We start from the raw sequence: 25,410 nt of genomic DNA, 5'->3' as shown, positions 1-25,410 counted from the left end.
CGCCGATACCGCATGGGCGGATGACGTGGGTGATCGCTCTGACCTGCTGCCGGTTGAGCCCCGGCGCTCCGCGTCGACGGTGGCTCCGCCCGCGAAGTTGGGCATTTGTACCACGCCGTTTACCGATCCTTTAGTGGCGTGGGTCACATTCCGGGATATTGCAGGTGAAGATGCTGGGCGGGTGACGTCATCGTTATGCGGATGCCCGGATACGTTTATCGGACACCTATCTCAGCCGGAACGCCCTCGATCTGCCCATGGCGCAGGCCGCCGGAAGCAGCGCGCCCTGCGGTGCGCCTCAGCCCCCGAGCCGCGCACAGAACTCCTCCACCACCGCGGAGACCTCGACCGGCGCCTCGTCCAGCAGAAGGTGCCCCGCTCCCTCGATCACCCGGAACTCCGCCCCGAGTCGCCGCCGCGCTGCCGGGCCCAGGGTGCGCGGGGGCAGAAAGGGGTCGAACCGGCCCGCCACCACCAGCGTCGGCACGGTTCGCCGTCGTTCGAGCAGGCTCGACGGCAGAGGGGGCGGGGCGAGGCTGGTACGGCAGTGGCGTGCGACCAGATGCATCCAGGCGCTCAGATGGCCGGGTACCCCGTGCCCCGGAGCGGTCATCCGGCGCAGCAACGCCGCCGACCGGGCGGCGGAGGGCAGCAGGAGCCACGGGACGGTGGCGGCCAGAAGCCGAACGGGAACCCGCAGACGGGTGATGCCGGCACCGGCGAGCGCCACCCGGCCGACGATCCGTGGAGCGTCCGAGGCGAGCGCCACCGCGCCACCCAGTGAATGGCCCACCACCACGGCCGGCCCCGGAACGGCTCGCGTCAGCGCCTCGCTCAACCAGTTCCCGTACCAGGCCATGCGCCGGACGTGAGGACGCCGGCCCACGCTGAGCCCCGGCTGGCCGGGCAGGTCCAGGATGATCACGCGCCGTTCCCGGGCCATCGCCTCCACCAGGGGCAGGCACAGGGCGGCGTTCATGTTCGTCCCCGGCAGCAGCACGACACTCGGCTCCCCGTCTCGCGGCTCCGGACCCGTGGTCACGACACCGGTGACTCCCGCCGACGTCACCACCTCACTGCGGACATGCGCGATGCCCCAGTCCGCGATCCGCTGCGCACACCAGGACCGCACCTCCCGTTGCGCGTTCTCGTTCTTGTAGACCGAGGCCACGTGTCCGTCCTTGTCGTCGTCGACCATGAAGGGAAGGTTGCTCGCTGTCGTCTACGCCTTGGTCTTGTGTGCGGGCCAGCCGAGAATCCGGGCCCCGATGACAGCGGTCTGCAGGGCGTAGCGGTGCTGGGGGTCGGCAGGGTCGGCCCCGGTGAGCTGGTGGATGCGTTCGAGGCGGTACGTGAGGGCCCGGACGCTCAAGGAAAGGCGCCGGGCGGCCTGGGTCGTGACACAACCGGAGTCGAAGTAGGCCGCGAGGGTCTCCAGATGCGGTTCCGGGCCGCCCCGGGCCTTCAGAAGCGGGCCCAGGGTGGTCCGGACCAGGTCCTCCATGGCCTGCCGGTCCCTGGTCAGCACCGGATAGACGAGAAGGTCCGCGGCGTGGAGCACCGGGTCCTCCAGACCGAGATGGCCCGCCAGGTCCAGGGCCCGGAGTGCTTCCCTGTACGAGTGGACGACGCCGCCCGCTCCGGGGTGCGGCCGTCCGATCGCGGCCCGTCCGCCGCCGGTCGCGGCGTGGGCCTGCTTGGCGAAGTGGGTGAGGATCTGGCGTCGGTCCCCGGGCGCGATGCAGATCAGCCGTCCGTCCTTGGTGGTGAGCAGAATGCTGCGCTCCCCGAAGCGACTCGTCACGGCGCGTTCGACGAGTCGGGGCACGGCGTCGCCCTCGGCGTACGGGACGGGGCCTTCGGCCACACCGACGGCGTGTGCGTGAGAGAACCGCAGCCCGAGCCGCTCAGCGCGTTCGGCCAGGAGCCCCGGTTCGCCGCTCCCGTACAGAAGGTCGTCGATGAACTCCCGCCGTGCCGCCTCCTGCTGCCGGACGGCGAGCTGCTCGGCACGTTCGTAGCCCTCACAGAGGGCTTCGACGGCTCGTTGAACGGCGGCGAGGACACGGTCGGAACCCGTCGTCCCGGCGGGCCAGGCAGCCCGGGTCCGGGACAGGTGGTGCACGACCAGGGTCCGCAGGGTCGTGCCGCTGACCGCGGCCTCTTCCCCGAAGGACCGGAGCTCTTCCAACTCGTCCCCGCCGGGGTCCCTGCCCGTTGCCGCGACCGCGTCCAGCAGGGCTTCGAATCCGGGGCAGGTCCGTGCGCGGGTGGCCGGGGAATCGCCGAAACCGCTCGGCACGGGTGTGACGGCCTGCCGCCCGCCCTCGGGCGGCTTCACGGGCAACCGAGGGGCGACGTACTCCTGAAGGACAGTGGACTTGGGCGTCTCGCTCGCCGGCGCAGGTTCTCTTCCACGAAGGGCGGCCTTCCGAAGTCTCGGCTGGCGGAGGGACGGCTGCCCCTCCGACGCCGACCAGACTTCCCGGCACACCAGCGCGCATGGTGACGCGTTGCCCGCATCATAGTGGCGGGCGTGTGTTCAGCGCCTTGCGGCGTAGGCGACGAAGCCGGGCCACTGGGGCATCACCCCCGGGCCGGTCCCGCGCAGGACGGAATGGGCGGAGATCGACCTCGTGCGGTAGCCGTCCTCACCGCATCGCGCTCCACCGCGACCCACGGCAACAGCCGGTCTCCGGGGTCGTCGGACAGTTCGGCGCGGCCGATGCCCAGCCTCCCAGGAGGTGCCGGTCGGCCGGGTCGGTCAGATGCGTGACCGCCTGCGGGACCTGCTCCAGCATCGCGGCGGCGACGTCACCGAGGCCGCGCAGCCCCGGCGGCGCGGGGTCCGCGACCAGCCGCGCGTGCGGTCCGGCGAGGAGGCCCATCGCCACGTCGTCATCGTGGATCGAGGCCAGGGTAGGGCTCCGTCGAGCCGTTCCAGGAGCATGCTGCTGCCAACGCGTTGGGCACGGTCACCGGTTCAACTCCCGGTCCTAGCGGCCGGCCGTCGCGTCCCAGTCCCGGCGGAGCAGACCGAAGACCCAGGAGTCGGAGACGTCGCCGTTGACGATGCAGTCCTCGCGGAGGGTGCCCTCGCGGACGAAGCCGAGCTTCTCCAGGACCCGGGCGGACGCCACGTTGCGGGTGTCGGTCTCGGCCTGGACGCGGTTCAGGTCCAGGGTGTCGTACGCCCACCGCAGGACGGCCCGCGCGGTCTCCGTGCCGTATCCGTTGCCCCACGTGGCGGCGTCGAAGACGTAGCACAGGGACGCGCTGCGGAAGTCCGGGTTCCAGTCGAAGAGACCGCACCAGCCGATGAACGCGCCGTCGGAGACGCGTTCGACGGCCACCCGCGCTCCCGAACCTTCCTCCTCGATCATGCGGCAGATCTCGATGAAGCGCTGGGAGCGGGCCGGATCGGTCCACGGCGGGGAGTCCCAGTAGCGCAGCACATGGGCGTCGCTCTGCAGCGCGTAGAGCGGTGCCGCGTCGGCGTCGGTGAACGGCCGCAGGCGCAGGCGCTCGGTGTGCAACTCGGGGGTGGGCAAGGTCATGCAGGGCATCCTGCCGCGCGAAGCCCGCCCCCGCCATTCGTTTATCCGGCGGCGCCGGGCAGCACGGACGACGACTGCCCGCACCCACGGCTGGAACTCCGTGCCGCGGCTAGCATCCGGTCCCATGACCACCACGACCAGCGGCCCGCCCGGCGACGACGCGTACGAGATCGACACCGACCCGGACCGCATCGACATCGGCCTCGTACACCACTGGCTCTCCACCGACGCCTTCTGGGCGCTCGGCCGCAGCCGGGATCTCGTCGAGCGGTCCCTGCGCGGGTCGCTCAACTTCGGTGTGTACGACGGCGGGGGGACGCAGGTCGCCTACGCCCGGGTCGTCACGGACCGTGCCACCTTCGCCTGGCTCTGCGACGTCTACGTGGACCCCGCGCACCGCGGCCGGGGCCTCGGCGTACGCCTGGCGACCGCCGTCCGCGACCACCTCGCCCCGTACGAACTCAAGCGCACCCTGCTCGCCACGCTCGACGCCCACGAGCTGTACGCCAAGGTCGGGTTCACCCCCGTGCCCGACCCGACGATGCTGATGATGCTCGGTCCGGCGACGTAGTGGCGCGACCCACGGGACGAGCACTCACTTCGCCGCCGCTACTTCCACTCCGCCACGATCTCCCCGTCCTCCTCCACCCCGGTCGGCCGGAAGCCGAGCGCGGTGTACAGGTGCGCGGCCGCCTCGTTCTCCGGGGCGTACGAGAGGCGTACGGCGGTGCCGGGCTCGCGGGTCGAGAGCCAGTCCGCCAGGGTGTGTACGGCTGCGCGGCCGATACCCCTGCCCTGGTGGGCGGCGTCGATCAGCATGCCGCCGATCCAGTGCGAACCGTCCTCGTCCCGGCCCCACATGATGTGGCCCGTCACCTCGTCGCCCGCGAGGACCGCGAGGGAGTTCCAGGTGTCCTCGCGGCTGCTCAGGACGAGGTAGCGGGCGGCCAGAGCGGGGACCCAGTCGCGCTGGTCGTCGCGCGGGGCGCAGTCGGCGACCGCCCGCCAGTTGTCCGCGTCCACCTCGTGGAGGGTGACGGGGCGGCCGGTTCTGTCGGTGTGTTCGTGGTTGATCATCCGCGCAGGGTAGGCCGCCGCGGCGGGGTTGGACCAGCGGGTTTACAGCTGCGCCCTCGCCTGCGGGATCTAGGGCTGCCCCGCCGCCCGCCGGTCTACGGCTGCGCCATCGCCTGCCGGAAGCCCGTGTTCACCGCGAGGATCCCGCCGTCCACCCGCAGCGTCGTCCCCGTGATCCACGACGCGTCGGACGAGGCGAGGAAGGCCACGGCCGACGCGATGTCCTCGGGGGTGCCGATCCGGCCCAGCGGGTAGAGGGCCGCCGCCCGGGCCAACTCAGTGTCGCGGCCCGCCCAGGCGTCGGTGCGGATCGTGCCGGGGGCGACCAGGTTGACCCGTACCCCGCGCGGGCCCGCGTGGCCCGCCAGCGTACGGGTGAGGCTGGCCAGGCCCGCCTTCGCGGCACTGTACGCGTGGCCGCCGAAGTCCTGTTCACCGTTGACCGAGCCGATGGTGACGATCGCGCCCCGGCCCGAGGCGACCAGGTGCGGCAGGGCGGCGCGGGCGCAGCGGAAGGGGCCGGAGAGCGTGATGTCCAGGTCGCGTTCCCACTGCTCGTCCGGCTCGTCCTCGAAGAGCTCGGCGTCCTCGCTCGCCGCGTAGGCGTTGTTGACCAGGACGTCGAGCCGGCCGAAGGTCTCGACCGCGTACGCCACCGCCGCCTCCACCGCCGCACGGTCGGCCACGTCGCAGACGAGGGAGTCGGCGGTGCCGCCCGCCTCGCGTATCGCCGCCGCCGTGTCGGACGCGCGCTTCGCGTCGAGGTCCGTGACGAGGACCGAGGCCCCTTCCGCCGCCAGGCGGTGGGCCGTTGCCGCGCCGATGCCCTGGCCCGCGGCGGTGATCAGGATGCTGTAGCCGGCGAAGCGGGCAGATGTCACAGGTGTCATAGGGCCGACCGTACTGCTCTGACCAGCGCCTGGGCACGGGGGTCGGCGGTGACTCCCTTCTGGAGGCCGTTGGTGACATAGCCGAGCGCGATGCCGGACTCGGGGTCGGCGAAGCCGAGCGAACCGCCGCGTCCCGGGTGGCCGAAGGAGCCGGGTCCCAGCAGCGGGGCGGCCGGTCCGTGCAGCATGTAGCCCAGGCCGAAACGGGTGTTGACGACCAGGACCCGGTCCGGACCCGCCGACTCCTCCGTACGGGCCAGGGTGAGCGTGGCGGGGGCGAACAGCCGGCGGTGGCCGTCGACGGGGCCGATCATCGCGGCGTAGCAGCGGGCCAGGCCCCGGGCGGTCGCGATGCCGCCCGACGCGGGAAGTTCGGCCGCGCGGTAGGCGGGGTCGTTCTCGTCGGGGAACGGGTCGATCGCGCCGAACGCCCGCCGGGTCAGCGACTCCGGGTCGCGGTACGCCTCGACGACGGAGCGTTTGGGGCGTACGCGCAGGGCCCCCGACGCGCCTGCCGCGGCCGGAGGCTCCACGGGGCCGATGCGCCCGATGCGGTGGGCCTCGTCGGCGGGGAGCCCGAACCAGAAGTCGAGGCCGAGCGGGCGGGCGATCTCCTCGGCGATCCAGCGGCCGATGGTGCGGCCCGTGGCGCGGCGGACCAGTTCGCCGACCAGCCAACTGTAGGTCTGGGCGTGGTAGCCGTGGTCGGTGCCGGGCTCCCACTGCGGTCGCTGGGCGGCTACGGCGGCGGGCCCGGAGACGCCGTCGGCGGCCTCGGCGGGGGTGAGGGTGCGGTCCAGGGCCGGGACCCCGGCCCGGTGCGCGAGGAGGTCGCGGACGAGGACGCGTTCCTTGCCGTTCGCCGCGAACTCCGGCCAGTAGGTGGAGACCGGGGCGTCCAGGTCCACCTGCCCGCGCTGGTGGAGGAGGAGCGGGACGGCGGCGGCGATGCCCTTGCCGGCCGAGCGGACGATCTGGACGGTGTCGACGGCCCACGGTTCGGTGCCGTCGACGTCTCTCGTACCGGCCCAGAGGTCGACGACCTTGCGTCCGTGGCGGTAGACGGCGACGGCCGCGCCGCGCTCGCCCCGCTGCTCGAAGTTACGGACGAAGGCGTCCGCGACCGGTTCGTACCCGGGGGCCACCGTGCCCCGGACGTCCACGGCCCTGTCCGCGCTCACGGTCTCGGCTGCCCCCGCGCCGGATTTCGCTTCCGCGCCCGTACCCGTCGTGCTCACTCCCGCGCTCCCGCTCATCCCTCCATGGTGCACGTCCCGGCGGGGTGTTCGGGGAGCGGGTCTCCGTCACCACCGGGCTGTCACCATCTGTTTACGGTGCCGGAATGTCGACGGCTCCCGGGTCGAAGCCGAACGGCAGCTCCAGCCGGTGGGAGCGCATCAGCTCCTGGTCGCGCAGCAGGTCCTGCGTACGGTCGTCGGCGGCGATGACGCCCTCGCTGAGGATGACCGCGCGCGGGCAGAGCTCCAGGGCGTAGGGCAGATCGTGGGTGACCATGAGCACCGTGACGTCCAAGGACCGCAGGATGTCGGCCAGTTCGCGACGGGAGGCCGGGTCCAGGTTGGACGAGGGTTCGTCCAGGACGAGGATCTCCGGGTCCATCGCGAGGACGGTGGCCACGGCGACGCGGCGGCGCTGCCCGAAGGAGAGGTGGTGCGGCGGGCGGGCCGCGTACTCCTCCATGCCGACCTGCTTCAGCGCCCGCAGGACGCGTTCCTCCAGCTCCGGTCCGCGCAGTCCGGCGGAGGCGGGCCCGAAGGCGACGTCCTCGCGGACCGTGGGCATGAACAGCTGGTCGTCCGGGTCCTGGAACACGATGCCGACCCGGCGGCGGATCTCGGCCAGATTCCGCTTGGCCACCGGGAGCCCGGCGACCCGGACCGTGCCGGAGCCCGCCTCCAGGATGCCGTTGAGGTGCAGGACGAGCGTGGTCTTGCCCGCGCCGTTGGGGCCGAGGAGCGCGACGCGTTCGCCGCGGCCGACAGTCAGGTTCACCCCGAAGAGGGCCTGGTGGCCGTCGGGGTAGGCGTAGGCGAGGCCGCTGACTTCGAGCGACGGGGCGGCGGTCTCGGCGTCCTTCGGGGAAACGGTCACAGGGTCCATCCCAGCAGACAGATCGCGAGCGCGAGCACGGGGAGCGTCGCCGCGTACGCCCACTGCGTCCGGTCCGCTGTCACCTCGTCGATCACCGGCATCGTGCCCGTGTACCCCCGGCTCACCATGGCGAGGTGGACGCGTTCACCGCGTTCGTAGGAGCGGATGAACAGGGCCCCCGCCGAGGCGGCGAGCACCCGCCACTGCCGTACGCCGCGCGCCTCGAAGCCCCGGGAGCGGCGGGCGATCGCCATGCGCCGCATCTCGTCGGTGACGACGTCCCCGTACCGGATCATGAACGAGGCGATCTGCACGAGCAGCGGCGGCAGCTTCAGGCGCTGGAGGCCGAGCAGGACGGCGCGCAGTTCGGTGCTGGAGGCCAGGAGCACCGAGGCGGCGACGCCGAGGGTGGCCTTGGCCAGCACGTTCCACGCGCCCCAGAGGCCGGGGACGCTGACGGAGACGCCGAGGACGTTCGTCTGCTCGCCCGGCACCACGAACGGCATGAGCAGGGCGAACGCGACGAACGGTACCTCGACGACGAGCCGTTTCAGCAGGAAGCCGACGGGGATCCGGGCCACGGCAGCGACGGCGGCCAGCAGGGCGGCGTACAGCCCGAAGGCCCACATCGCCTCGCGCGGGGTGCAGACGACCACGAGCACGAAGCAGAAGACGGCGACGAGTTTGCAGTGCGGGGGCAGGCCGTGGACCGGCGAGGGTCCGTGCCGGTAGAGCTTGTGGGCGTGGCCCGCACCCATGTCAGGCGTTCTCGTGGTCGCGGTCGCGGGGCGCTTCGCCGGGCTCTTCCTCACGGCGGCGGACCACCCAGAACACCCCGGTGCCGACGACGACGGTGGCGCTGACGCCGATCACCCCGGCGAGGCCGCCGGAGAGCCGGGCGTTCGCGATGTCCCCGACGCCGTAGTCGGCGAGCGGGGAGTCGGCCGCGCCGTGCTCCGCCACCTTCTCGTCGATGCCCTGGTCGGCGGCGACCCGCTCCAGGCCGTCGGGGTCGGCGGAGGCGTAGAAGGAGACGAACCCGGCGAGGAGGAACGCCGAGACCAGCCCGGTGATCCAGAACCCGCGGGCGGACCGGTGCGCGGGGGCGGGTTCGGGGTCGCGGGTCGCGGCGGGCGCGTCGACCAGCTCCCCGTCGATCCGGAGCTTGAGGGGGGCGGCGATTCCGCGGACGCCGTGGACGAGGTCGGGGCGTACGGCCAGGACCGCGCCGACCGTCAGGGCCGTGATGACCGCTTCCCCGATGCCGATCAGGACGTGTACGCCGACCATGGCGGTGAAGACCTTGCCGATCGGGATCTCCGTGGTGCCGCCGATCCAGTAGAGCAGCGTGAAGGCGGCGGCCGACGCGGGTACGGACACGAGCGCGGCGACGAACGCCGAGGCCGTCGCGGACCGACGGGTGCGCGGCAGGAGGCCGGTGAGCAGGCGGAACACCACGTACGCGACGACGACGGTGACCACGCCCATGACGGTGATGTTCACGCCGAGCGCGGTGAGACCGCCGTCAGCGAAGAAGATGCCCTGCAGCAGCAGCACCACGGACAGGCAGAGCACCGCCGTCCAGGGTCCGACAAGGATCGCGGCCAGCGCCCCTCCCATCAGATGGCCGCTGGTACCGGCGGCCACCGGGAAGTTGAGCATCTGCACGGCGAAGATGAACGCGGCCACCAGACCGGCGAGCGGGGCGGTGCGCTCGTCGAGTTCGCGGCGCGCGCCGCGCAGGCTGACGGCGACCGCGCCGACCGCGAAGGCCCCGGCGGCGACGGAGACAGGTGCGTCGATGAATCCATCGGGTACATGCATGAGAGGGACTCCGCTTTCTGCAGTTCCGCACGGTGTCCGCGTCCGCTCGGCACGGACCTGCGGGCGGGGTCATGAACCCATCAATAATAGTGCTCTCCTGCAAAGTGTGCGCAAGAGCGGGAGTCCGGCAACTGAGATGCACCCACGGTCACGGTGGACTCTCACCGCGCCACTTCCGCGAAATATGGGACATTAGAGGGCAGAGCGATACATATAGGAGGAGCCGGCCTATGTCCCCTGTGATCGAAGAACACGCACGCGCCCGGCTCATCACCGATGGCCCTCTCACCCGTCCGGTCCCCGTCGACCTGCGCTACGACCCGGCCGACGAGCGGCGCACCGTCCACATAGGTCTGCCCGACGGCACCGACTGGGCGTTCGGCCGCGACCTTTTGGAACGCGGCCTGCGCACGCCGATCGAGCGCGGCGCCGTCCGCATCTGGCCCTGCGGCCGTACGCAGCTGATCGTGGAACTGCATTCGACGGACGGGGTCGAGGTGTTCCAGTTCGAGATCCGGACGCTGATCCGCTTCCTCGCTCGCACCCGCACGCAGACACCGGCGGCGCCACAGGACGCGGGGCGCAAACCGCAGCAGCCGTCCCGCACGACGCGTACGGACAAGGGCGCCCAGCCGGCCCACGGCTGAGCAACGGCCCGGATGGCACACAGGCGACCCTGCCGGGGTCGCCTATGCGGTACCAGCCCTTCACCCCGGTCATCGAGGCCCTGCGCGGCCTGCTGCTGGGCACCGAGATCGGCCACAACGGCCGGCCGGCCGTCGGCTGGAGCCTGGCCCTGGCCGTGCTCGGCCACCTGTGGTGGAAGTCGCTGTTCCGCCGCGACCCGGCGGCGCGCTGATCATGTGCGGCGCCCCGCCCGCGCCTCGCCGTACGCCGAAAGCCCGCACCCAGGAAGTCCGTGGGCAAGAGGAAAGCCCCCGTGCCGCTCGCACGGGGGCTTTCGCTGTGCCCCGGTCCCCGTCCCCACAGGTAACCGGCGCTTCCGGGACCGCGCTCCGCTCAGACGCGGACCCCGGAGTATCGACCGTCCGGGGACGGGTCAGACGCGGACGAGCTCACGCTCACCCTCGCCGCCGCCGTCACCGGGCCCGGCGGAACCGGACTCGTCGGTCAGCTGCTGCTGCAGCTTCTCGCCCTCCACGTCCACGTTGGGCAGCGCCCGGTCCAGCCAGCGCGGCAGCCACCAGGCCTTGCGGCCGAGCAGGGCCAGGACGGCGGGCACGATGGCCATGCGCACCACGAAGGCGTCGAAGAGGACGGCGATGGCGAGCGAGAAGCCGATCATCTTGATCATCTGCTCGCTGGAGCCGATGAAGCCGGCGAAGACCGCCATCATGATCACCGCGGCGGCCGTGACCACCCGCGCGCCGTGCTTGAAGCCGGTCACGACGGCCTGGCCCGGACTCTCGCCGTGGACGTACGCCTCGCGCATCCGGGTGACGAGGAAGACCTCGTAGTCCATCGCGAGACCGAAGACCACACCGACCATGAAGATCGGCATCATGCTCATGATCGGACCGGTCTGCTCGACGCCGAAGAGCGAGCCGAGCCAGCCCCACTGGAAGACCGCGACGACCGCACCGAGGGCCGCGACCACCGAGAGCAGGAAGCCCAGGGCCGCCTTCAGCGGGACGAGGATCGAGCGGAAGACCAGCATCAGCAGCAGGAACGCGAGGCCGACGACGAGCGCCAGGTAGGGCACCAGGGCGTCGTTCATCTTCTGCGAGAAGTCGATGTTCATCGCGGTGGCACCGGTGACCAGGACCTCGGCCCCGGTGTCGGCCTTGATGCTCTTGCCCGCGTCACGGATGTCGTGGACGACCTCCTCCGTGGCGTGGGAGGACGGCCGGTCCTTCGGGATGACCACGATCGTCGCGGTGTCGCCGGCCTTGTTGAACTGGGCCGGGGCGACGGCGACGACGCCGATGGACTCGATCTCCTCGGAGATCCGTGCGGCGGCGGCCTTGCCGTCGGAGCTGTTCTTCGTGTCGGCGACGACCATCAGCGGACCGTTGAACCCGGGGCCGAAGCCGTCCGAGAGCATGTCGTACGCCTGGCGCTGCGTGGTCGACTTCGGCTGGGCGCCGTCGTCGGGCAGGCCCATCTCCAGCGAGGCGGCCGGTACGGCGACGATGCCGAGGCCGAGGACGCCGACGAGCATGACCCAGACCGGCCGGCGCAGCACGAACCGAGCCCAGCGGGTGCCCATGTTCGGCTTGGCCTCGGGGCTCTTCTCCGCCTCGGCGGCCTTACGGGCCTTGCGGCCCATGACCCGCTTGCCCGCGAAGCCCAGCAGGGCCGGGACGAGGGTGAGGGCGATGACGACGGCGATCGCGACCGTTCCGGCGGCGGCGAAGCCCATCTTCGTCAGCATCGGGATGTTGACGACGGCGAGGCCCACCAGGGCGATGACCACGGTCAGACCGGCGAAGACGACCGCGGATCCGGCCGTGCCGACGGCCCGCCCGGCGGCTTCCTCGCGGTCCCGGCCGTCGGCCAGTTCGGCGCGGTAGCGGGAGACGATGAACAGGGCGTAGTCGATGCCGACCGCGAGGCCGATCATCATGGCGAGGGTCGAGGTGGTCGAGCCGAGATCCAGGACGTTGGCCAGCGCGGTGATCGTCGAGACCCCGATCCCGACCCCGATGAGCGCGGTCAGCAGCGGCAGCCCGGCGGCGACCAGCGAACCGAAGGTGATGACGAGGACGATCGCGGCGATGACGACGCCGATGATCTCGGCGGTCCCGGTGTGCGGCATGACCTGGAGGGCGTCGCCGCCGATCTCCACCTTCATGCCGCTCTTCTGCGCGTCCTTGCCCGCATCCTCCAGGGAGTCCCGGGTCGCGTCGGTCAGCTCCATGGAGTTGACCTGGTAGGAGACGGAGATGTACGCCGTCGAACCGTCCTGGCTCACGGCCTGCACCTGGAACGGGTCGTCGACCTTGGCGATCTGCTTCGAGCCGGACTGCAGCTCCTTGACGATGCCGGTGATCTCGCGCTTGTTCTCGGCGTCGGTCACCTTCTCGCCCTCGGGGGCCTTGAAGACGACCCGGGCGGTCGCGCCGTCGGCGCTGTTGCCGGGGTTGCGCTCTTCCAGGAGGTCGAAGGCGCGCTGCGCCTCCGTACCGGGGATCGAGAAGGAACTGGAGGTGGCGGTGGACGCGGTGGCCGCACCGATTCCGGCGACCGCCAGCAACGCCACCCAGATGAGGGCGACGAAGCCGCGGCGGCGGAAGGTGAGCCGTCCGAGCTTGTAGAGGAAAGTGGCCACGGGGGCGTACTCCCGGTCAGGTCGTATGAGTGGAAATCGGGCGTGCGAAACCAGCCCGACGACGAGAGCGGCGTGTCAGGTGGAGCTTCGGGGAGAGGGCCGTGCGGGCGGGACGTGCCGTACGCGGGGAACAGACCGTACGGGCAGTGGTGCGGGGACGTCAGACGCCGAGGGCGGGGAGAACCACGGAGTCCACGTAATCCATGAGGAACGCCTGGTCGAGCGGGCGGTCCTCGATCAGCTGCCGGGCGGCCAGCGCGCCGACCAGCATGTGCGGGATGTACTTCAGCGCCGGATTGTCCGGACGCAGCTCGCCCCGGTCCACCGCCCGTTGCAGCAGCTGGTCGAGCCCGGTCATCTCCGGCTCGATCAGCAGCTCGCGCAGGGCCTGGAGCAGCTCGGGGTTCTCGTGGACGGCATGGCTCAGACCCCGCATCAGCGCGGCGTCCTTCTCCATCTGGCAGTCGTCGGTCCGGCTCAGCGCGGCACGGAAGTCACCGCGCAGCGAGCCGGTGTCGATGTCCGCGAGGCTCCCCGGCTTGTCGTGCCGCAGCGCCTTCACGACCAGCTCGGGCTTGGAGCCCCACTGGCGGTAGAGAGTGGCCTTGCTCGAATGGGCACGGGCGGCGACGGCGTCCATGGTCAGGGCGTCGTAACCGACCTCGCGAAGCAGGTCGAGGACGGCCTCGTAGAGCTCGCCCTCACGTTCGGGGGTCAGCCTGGTGCGTGCCATGTGCCGACCTCCTTCGCCTGCCTGTCCACCGGTCCAGCGTTCCGTTCATCATCGAACGAAACCGTTTCGTACACCTGAACCGTACCCCCACCCGCCAGCGAAACGAAATCGTTTCGCTTGTGTCGTGCACCACAAGTTGCCCCGGGCCCCGCGCACCGAAAACATTGGGGGGTGAGCGACGACGTGGCGTATCTCCGTTTCCCGCACCTCCACCAGGACTTGCTGTGCTTCGCGGCCGAGGACGACCTCTGGGTCGCCCCCCTCGCCGCCGCCGGGCACCGGCCCGGACGCGCCTGGCGGGTGACCGTCGACCGGACCCGGGTCAGCCATCCCCGCTTCTCGCCCGACGGCACCTCCATCGCCTACACGACCTGGCGGACCCTGGACCCCGAGATCCATCTCGCGCCCGTGGACGGCGGTCCGGCGCGCCGGCTCACCTACTGGGGCTCGACGGACGCCCGGGTCTGCGGCTGGAGCCCCGATCCGGGCGACGCCTGCCAGATCCTCGCCGTCTCCTCGCACAACCAGCCGTTCTCGTACTTCTCCTGGGCCTACAGCGTCCCCACCGACGGCAGCCCCGGGGGCAGGCTCCCCTGGGGCCCGGTCTCCGACATCGCGGTCGCCGACATCGACGGCGAGCGCCGCACCCTGCTGCTCACCGGCACGCCCCCGCACGAACCGGCCGCCTGGAAGCGTTACCGGGGCGGGGCCATGGGCCGCCTGTGGCTGCACGGCGAGCGGCTGCTCCCGGACATCGACGGGCACCTCGCCAACCCGATGTTCGTCGGCCGCCGCATCGCGTTCCTCTCCGACCACCAGGGCGTCGGCAACCTCTACTCCTGCCGGACGGACGGCACCGATCTGCGCCGGCACACCGACCACGACGCCTTCTACGCCCGCAACGCCTCCAGCGACGGGCACCGGGTGATCTACCAGTGCGCGGGCGAGCTGTGGCTGGTCGAGGACCTGGAGTCACCCGACGCCACCCCACGCAAGCTGGAGGTACGCCTCGGGGGCCCGCGCACCGGCCGCCGCGTCCACCAGGTGCCCGCCGCCAGCAACGTCGACTCGCTCTCCGTCGACGAGACGGGCCGGGCCAGCGCCGTCACCGTACGCGGCAGCCTCTACTGGCTCACCCACCGCGACGGCCCCGCCCGCACCATCGCCGACACCCCGGGCGTACGGGTGCGGCTGCCGGAGATGCTCGGCAGCGGCGGGCAGGTCGCGTACATCACCGACGCGGAGGGCCCGGACGCGGTCGAGATCGCCTATCTGCCGCGCGCCAGCGGCGACCGGCCGCCGCGCAGGCTCGCCACCGGGCTGCTGGGCCGGGTCCAGGAGATGATCTCCGACCCGGACGGCAGCCGCCTGGCCATCGCCTCGAACGACGGCCGCCTGCTGCTCCTGGACACGGGTGAGGAAGAGGCCGAGGGGGAGCCCCTGGAAGCCGTCGAGAAGGCCCCCAGTGGCTCGACCCGCGCCGACCTCCACGCGGCCACCGGCGCGGCGACCCCGGACAGCGCCGTTCCGGCCGACGAGCACCCCGGGCTCACCGAGCTGATCCGCTCGGTCAACGGCCCGGTCCGCGATCTGGCCTTCTCCCCCGACGGCGACTGGCTGACCTGGTCCCACCCGGGCGTCGGCCGCTCACTGCGGCAGATCAAGCTGGCCCGGATCTCCGGCCCCGGCGCACCGGCGATCGTGGACGTCACCAACGGCCGCTTCGAGGACGAGAACCCGGTCTTCACGGAGGACGGCCGCTATCTGGCGTTCCTGTCCTGGCGCGGCTTCGACCCGGTGTACGACGTCCACACCGGCGACCTGTCCTTCCCGCTGGGCTGCCGCCCGTACCTGGTCCCGCTCTCCTCGGCGACCCCGTCGCCCTTCGCGCTCTCCCCCGACGGGCGCCCGGCGGCGGGCGGCCTGGACCCGGTGGACGTGCCGGAGGGCGGCACGTCGGAGGGGTCGACGGTGATGGTGGAGTTCGAGGGGCTGGAGAGCCGGGTGACGCCGTTCCCCGTCTCCGCGTCCAAGTACTCGGCGCTCGCCCCCGTGAGCGGCGGCGGTCTGGTCTGGCTGCGCTGGCCGATCTCGGGGGCGCTGGGCGAGACGTTCGCCAACCCGGCCGACATGTCGGGGCGGCCCACCCTGGAGCACTTCAACATCGCGAAGGCCCGCAGGACCGAACTGGTCGACCACCTCGACTGGTTCGCGGTCAGCGGCGACTGCTCGCGCCTCGTCGTGATGGACGACGGCGAACTGCGCGCCGTCCCCGCCACCGAGCCGGGCGACGGCGACACCACGGTCTACCTCGACCTGCGCCGCATCCTGCACGAGGTCGACCCGGGGGCGGAGTGGCGGCAGGCGTACGGGGAAGCGGGCCGGATCATCCGCGACTACTTCTGGGAACCGGACATGTGCGGCATCGACTGGGACGGGGTGCTGGAGCAGTACCGCCCCTTGGTCGAACGGGTCGCGTCCCCCGACGAGTTCGCGGATCTCCTGCGCGAGGTGCTGGGCGAGCTGGGCACCTCGCACGCGTACGTCTCCCCCGCCCGCCGCAACGAGGGCCCGCCGCACTACCAGCGGGCGATCGGCCTGCTGGGCGCCAACCTGGTCTGCCGGGAAGGCGCTTGGGTGGTCCAACGCATCCTGCCCGGCGACTCCTCGGACTCCAAGGCGCGTTCACCGCTGGCCGGTACGGGGATCAGGGAGGGCGCGGTCCTCACCCATGTCGACGGCCGGCCGGTGGACCCGGTGGCGGGCCCCTACCCGCTGCTGACGGCGGCGGGCGGCACCACGGTGGAGCTGACCTTCTCCCCGGCGGGTGGCGGCCCGTCCCGCCGGGTGGCGATCATGCCACTGGTGGACGAGCGCCCGCTGCGCTACCAGGACTGGGTGGCCAAACGCCGGGACGTCGTAAGGGAGTTGAGCGGCGGAAAGTGCGGCTATCTGCACATCCCGGACCTGGGCGGCTCCGGCTGGGCCCAGTTCAACCGGGACCTGCGCCTGGAGGTGGCCCGGCCCGCGCTCATCGTGGACGTACGGGGCAACGCGGGCGGCCACATCAGCGAGCTGGTCGTGGAGAAGCTCACCCGCACGATCCTCGGCTGGGACCTGACCCGTAACGCGCAGGCGGTCAGTTACGCCTCCAACGCGCCGCGCGGCCCGGTCGTCGCCCTGGCCGACGAGGCGACCTCCTCGGACGGCGACATGATCACCGCCGCGTTCCGCCTGCTGAAGATGGGGCCCGTGGTGGGCCAGCGCACCTGGGGCGGGGTGGTCGGCATGACCGGCCGCCACCGGCTCGGCGACGGCACGTCGATCACGGTGCCGATGAACGCGGCCTGGTTCGACACGTACGGCTGGTCGGTGGAGAACCACGGTGTGGAGCCGGACGTGGAGGCCCTGCGCACCCCGCTGGACTGGGCGGAGGGCCGGTACGCGGTCCTGGACGACGCGGTCCGCCTGGCGCTGGACCTGCTGGCGGCCCACCCGGCGGCGACGCCCCCGTCCTACGACACGGCACCGAACCTCCGCAGGCCGCCGCTCCCGCCGAGGTGACGCCCGGTCAGGCCTACGGGCGATCCCCCGTGCGTGGGAGGTGAGCACCCGTCCGGGCGCTCCGGGCGGGCGCTCACGCGTGGGCGGCGGACACGATGGGAGGGGCTGCCCACGTACGAGGGAGAAGCATGACCGAGAACCGCTCGGACCAGATCGCACGCGGTCGGCCCGGGGAGGACCCCAGCCCGGCCCCCGCCCCGCCCGACCTGCGGCGGATCGGGGCCCACCCGGACTTCTGGTACCCGGTCGCCCTCTCCCGGAGCGTACGGAGGGAAGGGGTGGCCGCGGCCGTGTTCGCCGGGGAGCGCATCGCGCTCTACCGCGCCCGAAGCGGCGCCGTCCACGCGCTGGAGGACCGGTGCGCCCACCGGCAGGTGCCACTGAGCATGGGCGTCGTGGACGGCGAGACGCTCCGCTGCTGCTACCACGCCTGGGCCTACCGCGGCGACGGTCGCATCTCGCAGATCCCCTACCTCGCCAAGGGCGACGCCCGGCCGCCGCGCGGTGTGCGCGCCTATCCGGTGCGCGAGGCGTACGGCCTGGTGTTCGTCTTCCCGGGCGACCCGGAGAAGGCGGCGGTCACCCCGCTGCCGGACATTCCCGCCTTCGCCTCACCGCACTACAGGACGATGACGTTCTCCCGGACCGTGCGCTGCCACTACTCGTTCCTGCACGAGAACCTGCTCGACATGAACCACCAGTTCCTCCACCGGGGCGTGGTCGGCAAGCTCCAGCCGAAGCTGCTGGGGTACGAGAGCGGCCCGGCGTCGGTGGAGGCCCGCTATCTGTTCACCCACACCGGCGGCAGACGCAACCGCAGCGCGAGCCTGCTCGCCGCCGAGGGCCTGGGCGGGCGGCCGTCCAGCGACGTCATGACCATCCGCACCGAGTACCCCTACCAGACGCTGGACCTGGTCCCGGAGAAGGCCGACCACCCGGCGCTGCGGCTCTGGGCGGTATACGTGCCCGAGGACGCGGAGCAGCGCGTCTGCCACGCGTACGGGCTGCTCATGATCGAGAAGCCCAGGATTCCGGCCGCGTTGAGCGTGGCCTGGCCGTTCATCCGGCACTTCACCGAACGGGTCTTCGCGGAGGACCGCATGGCCGTCGAGGCCGAACAGCGGGCGTGGGACGAGCAGGGCGAGGACCGCAACCACGAGGTCTTCTCGCTGATCCTGGACGTCCGCGACGTCCTGCGCGCGAACGGCGTGCCCATTTCCCGCCCGTCCGGCGATTGAGGACATCCTTTTTGGCCCGCGCCCCGGGGAGGGCGGGCCCCTCACAAGAAGGAGGCGCACCCGGTCACCCGGGTGCGCCTCCTGACGCGACGCGTACGCACGCGCTGACCGCAGCACGCACGCGTCACACCTCAACGACCGTCAACGGTCAAAACGCTCGCGCGCCTGGTCCGCGGCGTCCTGGGCACGGTCCTTCATGCCCGAGGAGGAGTCCGACCGCTGGTCGCGGGCCTGGGAGGCCCGGTCCTGGGCCTGGTCCTTGCCCTGACCGGCCTTCTGCTTGGCCTGGTCGGCGAGCTCCTGCGCCTTGTCCTTGAACTGGTCTGCGATACCCATGCTGTTCACTCCTGTGGAATGCGTGGGACGGATGTGGGGGTGGCCCCCAGCGGGGCCGTGCTCAGCGTTGCACGACCCGACATCCCGCGCATTTCGGACCACTACCCACCGTGAGGTGGGGCCGGCCCACCCCGTTACGTACGCTCCGCACGCTCCGCACGCGCGTCCTGGTCCGCCGCTCCCCCGGCCCCCACCAAGCCCTTCGACACGGTGTGCAGGCGCGGTTCGAAGCGCCGCATCTCGCGCTGTCCGCCGAGCGCGATGACCGAGGGCAGGTAGCCCCGGACCGACTGCATCCCGCGCAGCCACCACTGGGCGTAGACGTGCGGGGAGCGCCGCGCGATACCGTCCACGATCCGGTCGACGGCCGGGCCGAGCGGGTAGGTGCGGTTCATCGGCCACGGCAGCCGCTGCCGCAGTTCCCGCATCACGTCGTCCTGGTCCGCGCCGCGCACCATGTCGGTGTCGGTCCAGGAGAGGTAACCGACGCCGACCTTGACGCCCTTGTAGCCGACCTCGGCGCGCAGGCTGTGCGCGAAGGCCTCGACGCCCGACTTGGACGCGCAGTACGCGGTCATCATCGGGGCCGGGGTGATCGCGGCCAGCGACGCTATCTGCAGGAAGTAGCCGCGGCTCTCCGTCAGCACCGGCAGGAAGGCCCGCCCGGTGACCGCGCCGCCGATGAGGTTGACCTCGATGACCCGCCGCCAGGCGGCCGGGTCGGAGTCGGCGAACGGGCCGCCCGCGGCGACGCCCGCATTGGCGACGACCACGTCGACCTTGCCGAACCGCTCCTTGACCTCACGCGCCACCTGGGCCATCGCCTCGTGGTCGGTGACGTCGGCGAACCAGTGGTCGCTCTCGCCGTGCAGCCGGTCGGAGACCTGCTTCAGCTCGTCCGGCTCCAGGCCGACGAGCGCGAGGGTCGCCCCGCGTGCGGACAGCTTGCGGGCGAGCAGTTCGCCCACACCCCGGGCCGCGCCGGTGACGACGACGACCTGGCCCTCCAGATTCCGCTTGCCGCTCATGCGACATCCTCCTTCTCCGCCGTGGCGGCCGCGCCCGTGGTGACGTACCGGGTGACCAGCTCCCTGATTTTCGCCGAAACGGCCTCCGGGGCCTCGACCGGCGTCATGTGTCCCATGCCCGTCAGCTCGGTCAGGCCGAGGCCGACCGGCAGGGCGTCCGCGATGGCCCGGGCGTGCACCGGCGGTGTCAGCCGGTCGTCCGTGCCGGCGATCACCGCGGTCGGCACCCGCAACTCCCGTACGCCACCGGCGAGATCCAGCTCGCCCAGCACATGGCCCCACTCCACCCGGGCGCGGCGCGGGCAGGCGTGCACGATCCGGGCGCAGGCGTCGACCCGGTCCGGCGCCGAACCCCGCCCCATCGTGGCGTACTTGAGGATCTTCCTGGAGACCGGGGTCACCGGCCCGAGGGGGGCTTTCGCACCCAGTACGGCGGTGGTGAGCCGGGTCCGCAGCGCACCCGCGCGGAGCGGCAGGACCAGGGCCTCGGCGGCCAGCCGCGTGGCTCCGGTGGAACAGAGCAGCACGGCTGCGGCGTGTTCGCGCAGTCCGGGGCGGGAGGCCGCCGCCATCACCGTCATGCCGCCCATGGAGTGCCCGGCGACCACCGCCTTCCGGCCCGGGGCGAGCGTCGCGGCGAGGACCGCTTCGAGGTCGTCGGCCAGCGCGTTCGTGCTGTAGCCGCCGGGGCCCGGCTCGGGAGAGAGCCCGTGGCCGCGCTGGTCGTAGGCGATGACGCGGTGGTCGGCGGCCAGCTCGCGGATCTGGGCGTCCCAGAAGCGGGTGTTGCAGGTCCAGCCGTGGGCGAGGACGACAGCGGGCGCGTCCTCGGGGCCGTGCAGTTCGACGTGGATCCGCGCACCGTCGGCGGACCGTACGGTCGACTGGGCGGCGGGCACGGGCGGGACGGTGTCGCGGTGCAGGAGCCGGCTCATCGCGTGGCCTCCTCGGCGACGGGCCCCGCGTCCGGTGCGGCGGCGGTCACGGTCTCGCGGTCGGTGGGGCCGGGCTGCTCGGGGACGCGTCCGGTGCCGGCGGTCCGCCGCTCACCACCCGCGACGCCGGCCCGGACGACGTCGTACTCCCCGAGGTCCACCGACCGGGTCTGGCGCCGGAACTCACCCGTCGTGCCCGGCCAGACGGTCGTGTTGCGGCCCGCCTCGTCCAGGTACCAGCTGGTGCAGCCGCCGGTGTTCCACACCGTGCGCTTCATCCGCTGCTGGACCTTGTCGTTCCACGCGGTGACGGAGCCGGACCGGGCGTCGAGCGCGGCGCGTCCGCCCAGCACGTTCAGCTGGCGGAGGTAGTCGGCCATGTAGTTCAGCTGGGACTCGATCATCAGGATCATCGAGGAGTTCCCGAGGCCCGTGTTGGGGCCGATGATCGTCATCCAGTTGGGGAACCCCGAGGCGGTCGCGCCGCGCAGCGAGTTCATCCCGTCCTTCCAGGTCTCGGCGAGGGTGATGCCCTCCGCTCCGACGACCCGCTCGGCGATCGGCATGTCCGTCACGTGGAAGCCGGTGCCGAAGATGATCGCGTCGACCTCGGCCTCGGTGCCGTCGGCGGCGACGGCCGTGGAGCCGCGTATCTCGCTGAGCCCGGAGGCGACCACGTCCACGTTGGGCTGGGCGAGCGCCGGGTAGTAGGTGCTGGAGAGCAGGATCCGCTTGCAGCCGATGCGGTAGTCGGGGGTCAGCCTGGCCCGCAGGGCCGGGTCCTTGATGGCCCGCGCCATGTTGGACTTGGCTATCTTCTCCACCAGACCCAGCTGGTCGGGGTGCTTGGTGAAGGCGCTGACCTGCAACTCCCGTATGCCCCACAGCAGTCCGCGGCGCGCGGTGCCGGTGACGGGGACCGCCCGGTGGAGGGCGCGCTCGGCCTTGCTGATGGTGCGGTCCATGCGCGGCATGACCCACGGCGGGGTGCGCTGGAAGAGCGTGAGCTTCGCGGTCTTCGGCTGTATCGCCGGGACGATCTGGATCGCGGAGGCGCCGGTGCCGACCATCGCGACGCGCTTGCCGGCCAGGTCGTAGTCGTGGTCCCAGCGCGCGGAGTGGAAGACCTTGCCGGGGAAGGAGTCGAGCCCGGGTATGTCGGGCATCTTGGGGTCGGAGAGCGGACCGGTGGCGGAGACGACGACGTCCGCGTGGAGCGTGGTCCCGTTGGCGGACTCGATCACCCAGTACAGGTTCTCCTTGTCCCAGCTCATCAGCTTCACCTCGTGGTTCAGCCGGATGTGCGGGCGGAGACCGAAGGTGTCGGCGACGCGCTCCAGATAGGCCCGGATGTGCTCCTGGCCGGAGAAGGTGCGCGGCCAGTCCGGGTTGGGCGCGAAGGAGAAGGAGTAGAGGTGGGACGGTACGTCGCAGGCGCAGCCGGGATAGCTGTTGTCCCGCCAGGTGCCGCCCACCGAGGCGGCCCGCTCCAGGACGACGAAATCGGTGATGCCTTCGCGGCGCAGCCGGACGGCGGCCCCCAGGCCCCCGAATCCGGTTCCGATCACCGCCACACGTACGTGCTCCTGCTGGGCCATGCTGCCGCCTCCCGCGGTACGTCACGCGACTCCGCCAGCAATCACTGGCATGGTTCGGAGAGTAGAGCAGGACCGTACTGATGGGTAGGGGGCGGACCAAGGAAAGTTACCGGCGGTACAACATAGGGTGCCTCTGTGGCTGAAGGACGCGAGCACCGCGAATACCGCATGGAGGAGCTGGCCAAGGAGGCCGGCATCACCGTGCGGACCCTGCGCTTCTACCGGGAGCGCGGACTGATCCCGCCACCGCGCCGCGAGGGCCGGATCGCCTGGTACGACGACCACCACCTGGCCCGACTGCGGACCATCGCGGGCCTGCTGGAGCGCGGCCACACACTCAACGGCATCGCCGATCTGGCGGCCACCTTCGAGAGCGGCCGCGATGTCGCCGAGGTGCTGGGCCTGGGCGAACCGACCGAGGAGACCCCGGTCCGGCTCACCCCGGAGCAGCTCGCGGACTACTTCGAGGGCGAGGTCACGCCGGAGAACCTCGCCGCCGCACTGGACCTGGGCTATCTCGCCACCGACGGGGACGAGATCGTGCACATCAGCCGCCGCCTCCTGGAGGTGTCGGCCGAGCTCGTACGGGAAGGGGTGCCGCTGTCCACGGTGCTCTCCTCGGGCCGCCGCGTCCGCGAGCACGCGGAGGCGCTCGCGGAAATCTTCGTACGCGTACTGCATGCCCATACGAAGGAGACCGAACCCGCCCAACTCCGGCCCCTGGCCCGCGCGGTGGTGGACGCGGAGCTGTCGATGGCCCTGGACCGGAGGCTGCGCCGCGAGGACGGCACGCAGCCCCCGAAGGCGTAAGCCCGCGCGACCGCCCCTGGTGGGGTCTACCGCTCGTAGACGACCGTGACGGGCGCATGGTCGCTCCAGCGCTCGCCGTGCGTGGCCGCCCGCTCGACCCAGGCCTTCACCGCACGCCCGGCCAGCCCCGGGGTCGCCATCTGGTAGTCGATACGCCAGCCGGTGTCGTTGTCGAAGGCCCGCCCCCGGTAGGACCACCAGCTGTACGGCCCCTCGACATCCGGGTGCAGCGACCGCACGACGTCCACGTACGCGGCCTCCTCCAGGACCCGGGTGAGCCAGGCGCGCTCCTCGGGGAGGAAGCCGGAGCTCTTGCGGTTGGCCTTCCAGTTCTTCAGGTCGGCCTCCTGGTGGGCGATGTTCCAGTCACCGCAGACGACGACCTCGCGGCCGTCCGCCGCCGCCCGCGCCTTCAGCCCCTGGAGGTAGGGCAGGAAGGACGCCATGAAGCGCTCCTTCTCGTCCTGGCGCTCGGTGCCGACCTCGCCGGAGGGCAGGTACAGGCTGGCGACGGTGACCCCGGGAAGGTCGATCTCGACGTACCGACCGCTCGTGTCGAACTCCTCGGCCCCGGGGACTCCGTGTCCGCCGAAGCCGATCTGGACCCGCTCGGGGGCCAGCCGCGAGTAGAGCGAGACGCCCGCGCGACCCTTGGCGGCGGCGGGCGCGTGGACGGTGTGCCACCCTTCGGGGGAGCCCACCCCTTCGGGCAGCTGGGCGAGCTCGGCCCGCACTTCCTGGAGGCAGACCACGTCGGCGTCGGTCCCCGCCAGCCACTCGACGAAGCCCTTCTTGGCGGCGGCGCGGAGCCCATTAACATTCACACTGGTAACGGTCAGCATCCCCGAACAGTACCTACTCCACCCCCACGCACAGATATACGATAGCCAGCATGCTTATTCACCCGCGGCCCTTCGACCACCCCGACGCCGTCAAACTCAACGACCAGGTGCAGCTCGAATACGCGGTGCGCTACGGCGACGAGGGCGATGTCACACCGCTCGACCCGTCGATGTTCGTGCCGCCGCACGGTCTGTATCTGCTCGCCTACGACGAGCAGGAGCGCCCGGTGGCGACCGGCGGCTGGCGGACCCAGAACCTGAACGCCGACGGCTACGAGGACGGCGACGCCGAGATCAAGCGGATGTTCGTGATCCCCGAGGGCCGGGGCCTGGGCCTGGCCCGCCGGATGCTCGCCGCCCTGGAGGAGGACGCCCGGGCCGCGGGCCGGACCAGGATGGTCCTGGAGACCGGCGACCGGCAGCCCGAGGCCGTCGCGCTGTACACCTCGTGCGGCTACACCGTCTGCGACGTGAAGTTCGGCCACTACCGGACGTACGACAGCAGCATCTGCATGGCGAAGCCGCTGCGGCAGCCGTAGCGGCCGGTACAGGGCGGTCGGTCACGCGCTCCGGTACGAGGCGGTCGTCACGCACCCCCGTCGAGCACCAGGAGCACATGCTCGTCCTCGCCGTGTCGCACCGCGCCGGTCGCCGTGAACCCGCACTTCTCCAGCAGGCGAACCGAGCCGGTGTTGCCGACCGCCGGGTCCGCGTACAGCGGGCGGGCCGTCTCCCGCTCCAGGAACGCGGTCAGCGCCCCGGTGCCGATGCCCCGGCCCCAGTACGCACGGCCGAACCAATAGCCGATGAAGCGCCGGTCCTCCTCCCACCAGGCCACGATGTTCCCCGCGGTCTCCCCGTCCACGACGACCGTCTGCACGAAGTTGGCGGGATTCCCCAGCACCCGCGTCCTCCAGTGCGACATGAACGCGTCCCTCTGGCGGGGAGCGAACCGCGACCGCCGGGCCGCCTCCGGATCGTGCTCGTACGCGAGGAAGACCTCCAGGTCCTCGGCCACGACATCCCTGAGCTGCACGCTGTTTTCCATGCCGACCGAGTCTGGCACCCGCCACTGACAATTGGCCCGGCCGCTCACCTCGGGGTGGCCAGCACCTGCGTCCAGTAGGGGCCGCGCGGGGAGTCGGCGATGCCCACGCCCACGTGGACGAAGTCGCAGTTGAAGATGTCGTCGTCGCGGCCGGGGCTGTTGCGCCACTCCTCGACGACCGCGGCCGGATCGCTCATGCCGGTCGCGATGGTCTCCCCCACGGCCGACCACGCGTAGCCGGTGGCGCCGACCCGGTCGCCCGCGCCCCGGCCCGAGGAGTCGGTGTGGTCGAAGTAGTTCCGCGCGGCCATGTCCTCGGAGTGCCGCTGGGCGACCTCGGTCAGCCGGGGGTCGGTCTCCAGCTCCGGGCAGCCGTTCGCGGCGCGCAGGGTGTTGACCCGGGTGACCACGCGGGCGTCCGGGCCGGGGCGCGGCGCGGGCGCCGGCGAGGCGGAGGGCGACGGGGGGACGGTGGGCGGCCGGGTGGCGGCGGTCCGGCTCGGGGTCGGCGTGGGCGAGACCGCGG

24 protein-coding genes and 2 pseudogenes are annotated in these 25,410 nt (G+C 71.9%); 7 read left to right on the top strand and 19 right to left on the bottom strand.

The genetic code is table 11. The features are described from left to right. Nucleotides 1-298: 298 nt before the first annotated feature. The 4 genes and pseudogenes from D3105_RS09835 to D3105_RS09815 all read right to left on the bottom strand — a co-directional run bounded on the left by D3105_RS09835 (nt 299) and on the right by D3105_RS09815 (nt 3,557). On the bottom strand, nt 299-1,198 hold the full coding sequence (locus tag D3105_RS09835; RefSeq protein ID WP_118902235.1) for an alpha/beta fold hydrolase: 900 nt from the start codon (nt 1,196-1,198) through the stop codon (nt 299-301). 24 nt (nt 1,199-1,222) lie between these two features. Continuing rightward, entirely contained in the window at nt 1,223-2,239 is a 1,017-nt protein-coding gene (locus D3105_RS09830; protein WP_412080968.1) for a PucR family transcriptional regulator, read from the bottom strand. A 437-nt stretch (nt 2,240-2,676) separates the two neighbouring features. Beyond that, nucleotides 2,677-2,956, bottom strand: a pseudogene (locus tag D3105_RS09820) (hydroxyurea phosphotransferase); the annotation flags it as partial. Nucleotides 2,957-2,996: 40 nt separating this feature from the next. Beyond that, a complete protein-coding gene (locus tag D3105_RS09815) occupies nt 2,997-3,557 on the bottom strand; it encodes a GNAT family N-acetyltransferase (protein WP_118902232.1) in 561 nt (186 codons plus the stop codon). A 124-nt stretch (nt 3,558-3,681) separates the two neighbouring features. On the opposite strand from D3105_RS09815, the gene D3105_RS09810 reads away from it, so the two are divergent. Continuing rightward, complete coding sequence (locus D3105_RS09810; RefSeq protein ID WP_118902230.1) at nt 3,682-4,128, top strand: GNAT family N-acetyltransferase; 447 nt, start codon at nt 3,682-3,684, stop codon at nt 4,126-4,128. A 38-nt stretch (nt 4,129-4,166) separates the two neighbouring features. Here the strand turns inward: D3105_RS09810 and D3105_RS09805 are convergent, their stop codons facing one another. From D3105_RS09805 to D3105_RS09780, 6 genes are all read right to left on the bottom strand, one after another. Continuing rightward, nucleotides 4,167-4,634 carry a GNAT family N-acetyltransferase gene (locus D3105_RS09805; protein WP_118902227.1) on the bottom strand — a complete coding sequence of 156 codons (468 nt, stop codon included), beginning with the start codon at nt 4,632-4,634 and terminating at the stop codon, nt 4,167-4,169. A 95-nt stretch (nt 4,635-4,729) separates the two neighbouring features. After that, nucleotides 4,730-5,524 (bottom strand): SDR family NAD(P)-dependent oxidoreductase, encoded by a 795-nt coding sequence (locus D3105_RS09800; protein ID WP_118902224.1) that lies wholly within the window; start codon nt 5,522-5,524, stop codon nt 4,730-4,732. Beyond that, nucleotides 5,521-6,687: a serine hydrolase domain-containing protein gene (locus D3105_RS09795; protein WP_118902252.1), complete on the bottom strand. Its 1,167-nt coding sequence runs from the start codon at nt 6,685-6,687 to the stop codon at nt 5,521-5,523. The genes D3105_RS09800 and D3105_RS09795 overlap by 4 nt, the downstream gene beginning before the upstream one ends. Before the next feature lie 166 nt (nt 6,688-6,853). Beyond that, entirely contained in the window at nt 6,854-7,645 is a 792-nt protein-coding gene (locus D3105_RS09790) for an energy-coupling factor ABC transporter ATP-binding protein (protein WP_118902221.1), read from the bottom strand. Continuing rightward, nucleotides 7,633-8,394 (bottom strand): cobalt ECF transporter T component CbiQ, encoded by a 762-nt coding sequence (gene cbiQ, locus D3105_RS09785; protein WP_118902218.1) that lies wholly within the window; start codon nt 8,392-8,394, stop codon nt 7,633-7,635. The genes D3105_RS09790 and cbiQ overlap by 13 nt, the downstream gene beginning before the upstream one ends. A 1-nt stretch (nt 8,395) precedes the next feature. Beyond that, a complete protein-coding gene (locus D3105_RS09780) occupies nt 8,396-9,460 on the bottom strand; it encodes an energy-coupling factor ABC transporter permease (protein WP_118902215.1) in 1,065 nt (354 codons plus the stop codon). A 230-nt stretch (nt 9,461-9,690) separates the two neighbouring features. On the opposite strand from D3105_RS09780, the gene D3105_RS09775 reads away from it, so the two are divergent. Both D3105_RS09775 and D3105_RS09770 read left to right on the top strand, forming a co-directional pair. Then, nucleotides 9,691-10,107 (top strand): SsgA family sporulation/cell division regulator, encoded by a 417-nt coding sequence (locus tag D3105_RS09775; RefSeq protein ID WP_118902212.1) that lies wholly within the window; start codon nt 9,691-9,693, stop codon nt 10,105-10,107. 47 nt (nt 10,108-10,154) lie between these two features. Next, nucleotides 10,155-10,319 (top strand): annotated as a pseudogene (locus tag D3105_RS09770) (ABC transporter permease); the annotation flags it as partial. A 201-nt stretch (nt 10,320-10,520) separates the two neighbouring features. Here the strand turns inward: D3105_RS09770 and D3105_RS09765 are convergent. After that, the gene (locus D3105_RS09765; protein ID WP_118902206.1) at nt 10,521-12,752 is read right to left on the bottom strand and encodes an MMPL family transporter; all 2,232 of its coding nucleotides are present in this window, start codon (nt 12,750-12,752) and stop codon (nt 10,521-10,523) included. A 160-nt stretch (nt 12,753-12,912) separates the two neighbouring features. Next, the gene (locus D3105_RS09760) at nt 12,913-13,485 is read right to left on the bottom strand and encodes a TetR/AcrR family transcriptional regulator (protein ID WP_118902203.1); all 573 of its coding nucleotides are present in this window, start codon (nt 13,483-13,485) and stop codon (nt 12,913-12,915) included. Nucleotides 13,486-13,656: 171 nt separating this feature from the next. On the opposite strand from D3105_RS09760, the gene D3105_RS09755 reads away from it, so the two are divergent. Both D3105_RS09755 and D3105_RS09750 read left to right on the top strand, forming a co-directional pair. Further along, the gene (locus D3105_RS09755) at nt 13,657-17,049 is read left to right on the top strand and encodes a S41 family peptidase (RefSeq protein ID WP_118902200.1); all 3,393 of its coding nucleotides are present in this window, start codon (nt 13,657-13,659) and stop codon (nt 17,047-17,049) included. Nucleotides 17,050-17,177: 128 nt separating this feature from the next. After that, on the top strand, nt 17,178-18,287 hold the full coding sequence (locus tag D3105_RS09750) for an aromatic ring-hydroxylating oxygenase subunit alpha (RefSeq protein WP_118902197.1): 1,110 nt from the start codon (nt 17,178-17,180) through the stop codon (nt 18,285-18,287). Between the two features lie 141 nt (nt 18,288-18,428). Here D3105_RS09750 and D3105_RS09745 read toward each other — a convergent pair whose 3' ends face one another. From D3105_RS09745 to D3105_RS09730, 4 genes are all read right to left on the bottom strand, one after another. Continuing rightward, a complete protein-coding gene (locus tag D3105_RS09745) occupies nt 18,429-18,623 on the bottom strand; it encodes a hypothetical protein (RefSeq protein ID WP_118902194.1) in 195 nt (64 codons plus the stop codon). A gap of 134 nt (nt 18,624-18,757) precedes the next feature. Next, nucleotides 18,758-19,651, bottom strand: a complete 894-nt coding sequence (locus tag D3105_RS09740; protein ID WP_118902191.1) for an SDR family oxidoreductase — start codon at nt 19,649-19,651, stop codon at nt 18,758-18,760. Next, a complete protein-coding gene (locus D3105_RS09735) occupies nt 19,648-20,586 on the bottom strand; it encodes an alpha/beta fold hydrolase (protein WP_118902189.1) in 939 nt (312 codons plus the stop codon). The genes D3105_RS09740 and D3105_RS09735 overlap by 4 nt, the downstream gene beginning before the upstream one ends. Further along, nucleotides 20,583-22,184 carry a flavin-containing monooxygenase gene (locus D3105_RS09730; RefSeq protein ID WP_118902186.1) on the bottom strand — a complete coding sequence of 534 codons (1,602 nt, stop codon included), beginning with the start codon at nt 22,182-22,184 and terminating at the stop codon, nt 20,583-20,585. The genes D3105_RS09735 and D3105_RS09730 overlap by 4 nt, the downstream gene beginning before the upstream one ends. 168 nt (nt 22,185-22,352) lie before the next feature. Between D3105_RS09730 and D3105_RS09725 the strand changes: the two genes are divergently transcribed. Continuing rightward, nucleotides 22,353-22,994: a MerR family transcriptional regulator gene (locus D3105_RS09725; protein WP_118902184.1), complete on the top strand. Its 642-nt coding sequence runs from the start codon at nt 22,353-22,355 to the stop codon at nt 22,992-22,994. A gap of 26 nt (nt 22,995-23,020) precedes the next feature. Here D3105_RS09725 and D3105_RS09720 read toward each other — a convergent pair whose 3' ends face one another. Beyond that, nucleotides 23,021-23,836 (bottom strand): exodeoxyribonuclease III, encoded by an 816-nt coding sequence (locus D3105_RS09720; protein WP_118902181.1) that lies wholly within the window; start codon nt 23,834-23,836, stop codon nt 23,021-23,023. A gap of 50 nt (nt 23,837-23,886) precedes the next feature. Here D3105_RS09720 and D3105_RS09715 point away from each other — a divergent pair, with 50 nt between their 5' ends. After that, entirely contained in the window at nt 23,887-24,375 is a 489-nt protein-coding gene (locus D3105_RS09715) for a GNAT family N-acetyltransferase (RefSeq protein ID WP_118902178.1), read from the top strand. Nucleotides 24,376-24,422: 47 nt separating this feature from the next. On the opposite strand, the gene D3105_RS09710 is transcribed toward D3105_RS09715, so the two are convergent. Beyond that, a complete protein-coding gene (locus tag D3105_RS09710) occupies nt 24,423-24,884 on the bottom strand; it encodes a GNAT family N-acetyltransferase (RefSeq protein ID WP_206272703.1) in 462 nt (153 codons plus the stop codon). Nucleotides 24,885-24,928: 44 nt separating this feature from the next. Next, on the bottom strand, nt 24,929-25,410 hold a 482-nt coding region (locus D3105_RS09705; RefSeq protein WP_133305677.1), incomplete at its 5' end, for a CAP domain-containing protein.

Source organism: Streptomyces globisporus, from assembly GCF_003501885.1.
In the GTDB taxonomy this organism is placed as follows: domain Bacteria; phylum Actinomycetota; class Actinomycetes; order Streptomycetales; family Streptomycetaceae; genus Streptomyces; species Streptomyces globisporus_D.
This window is presented reverse-complemented; position numbering and strand designations above follow the sequence as displayed.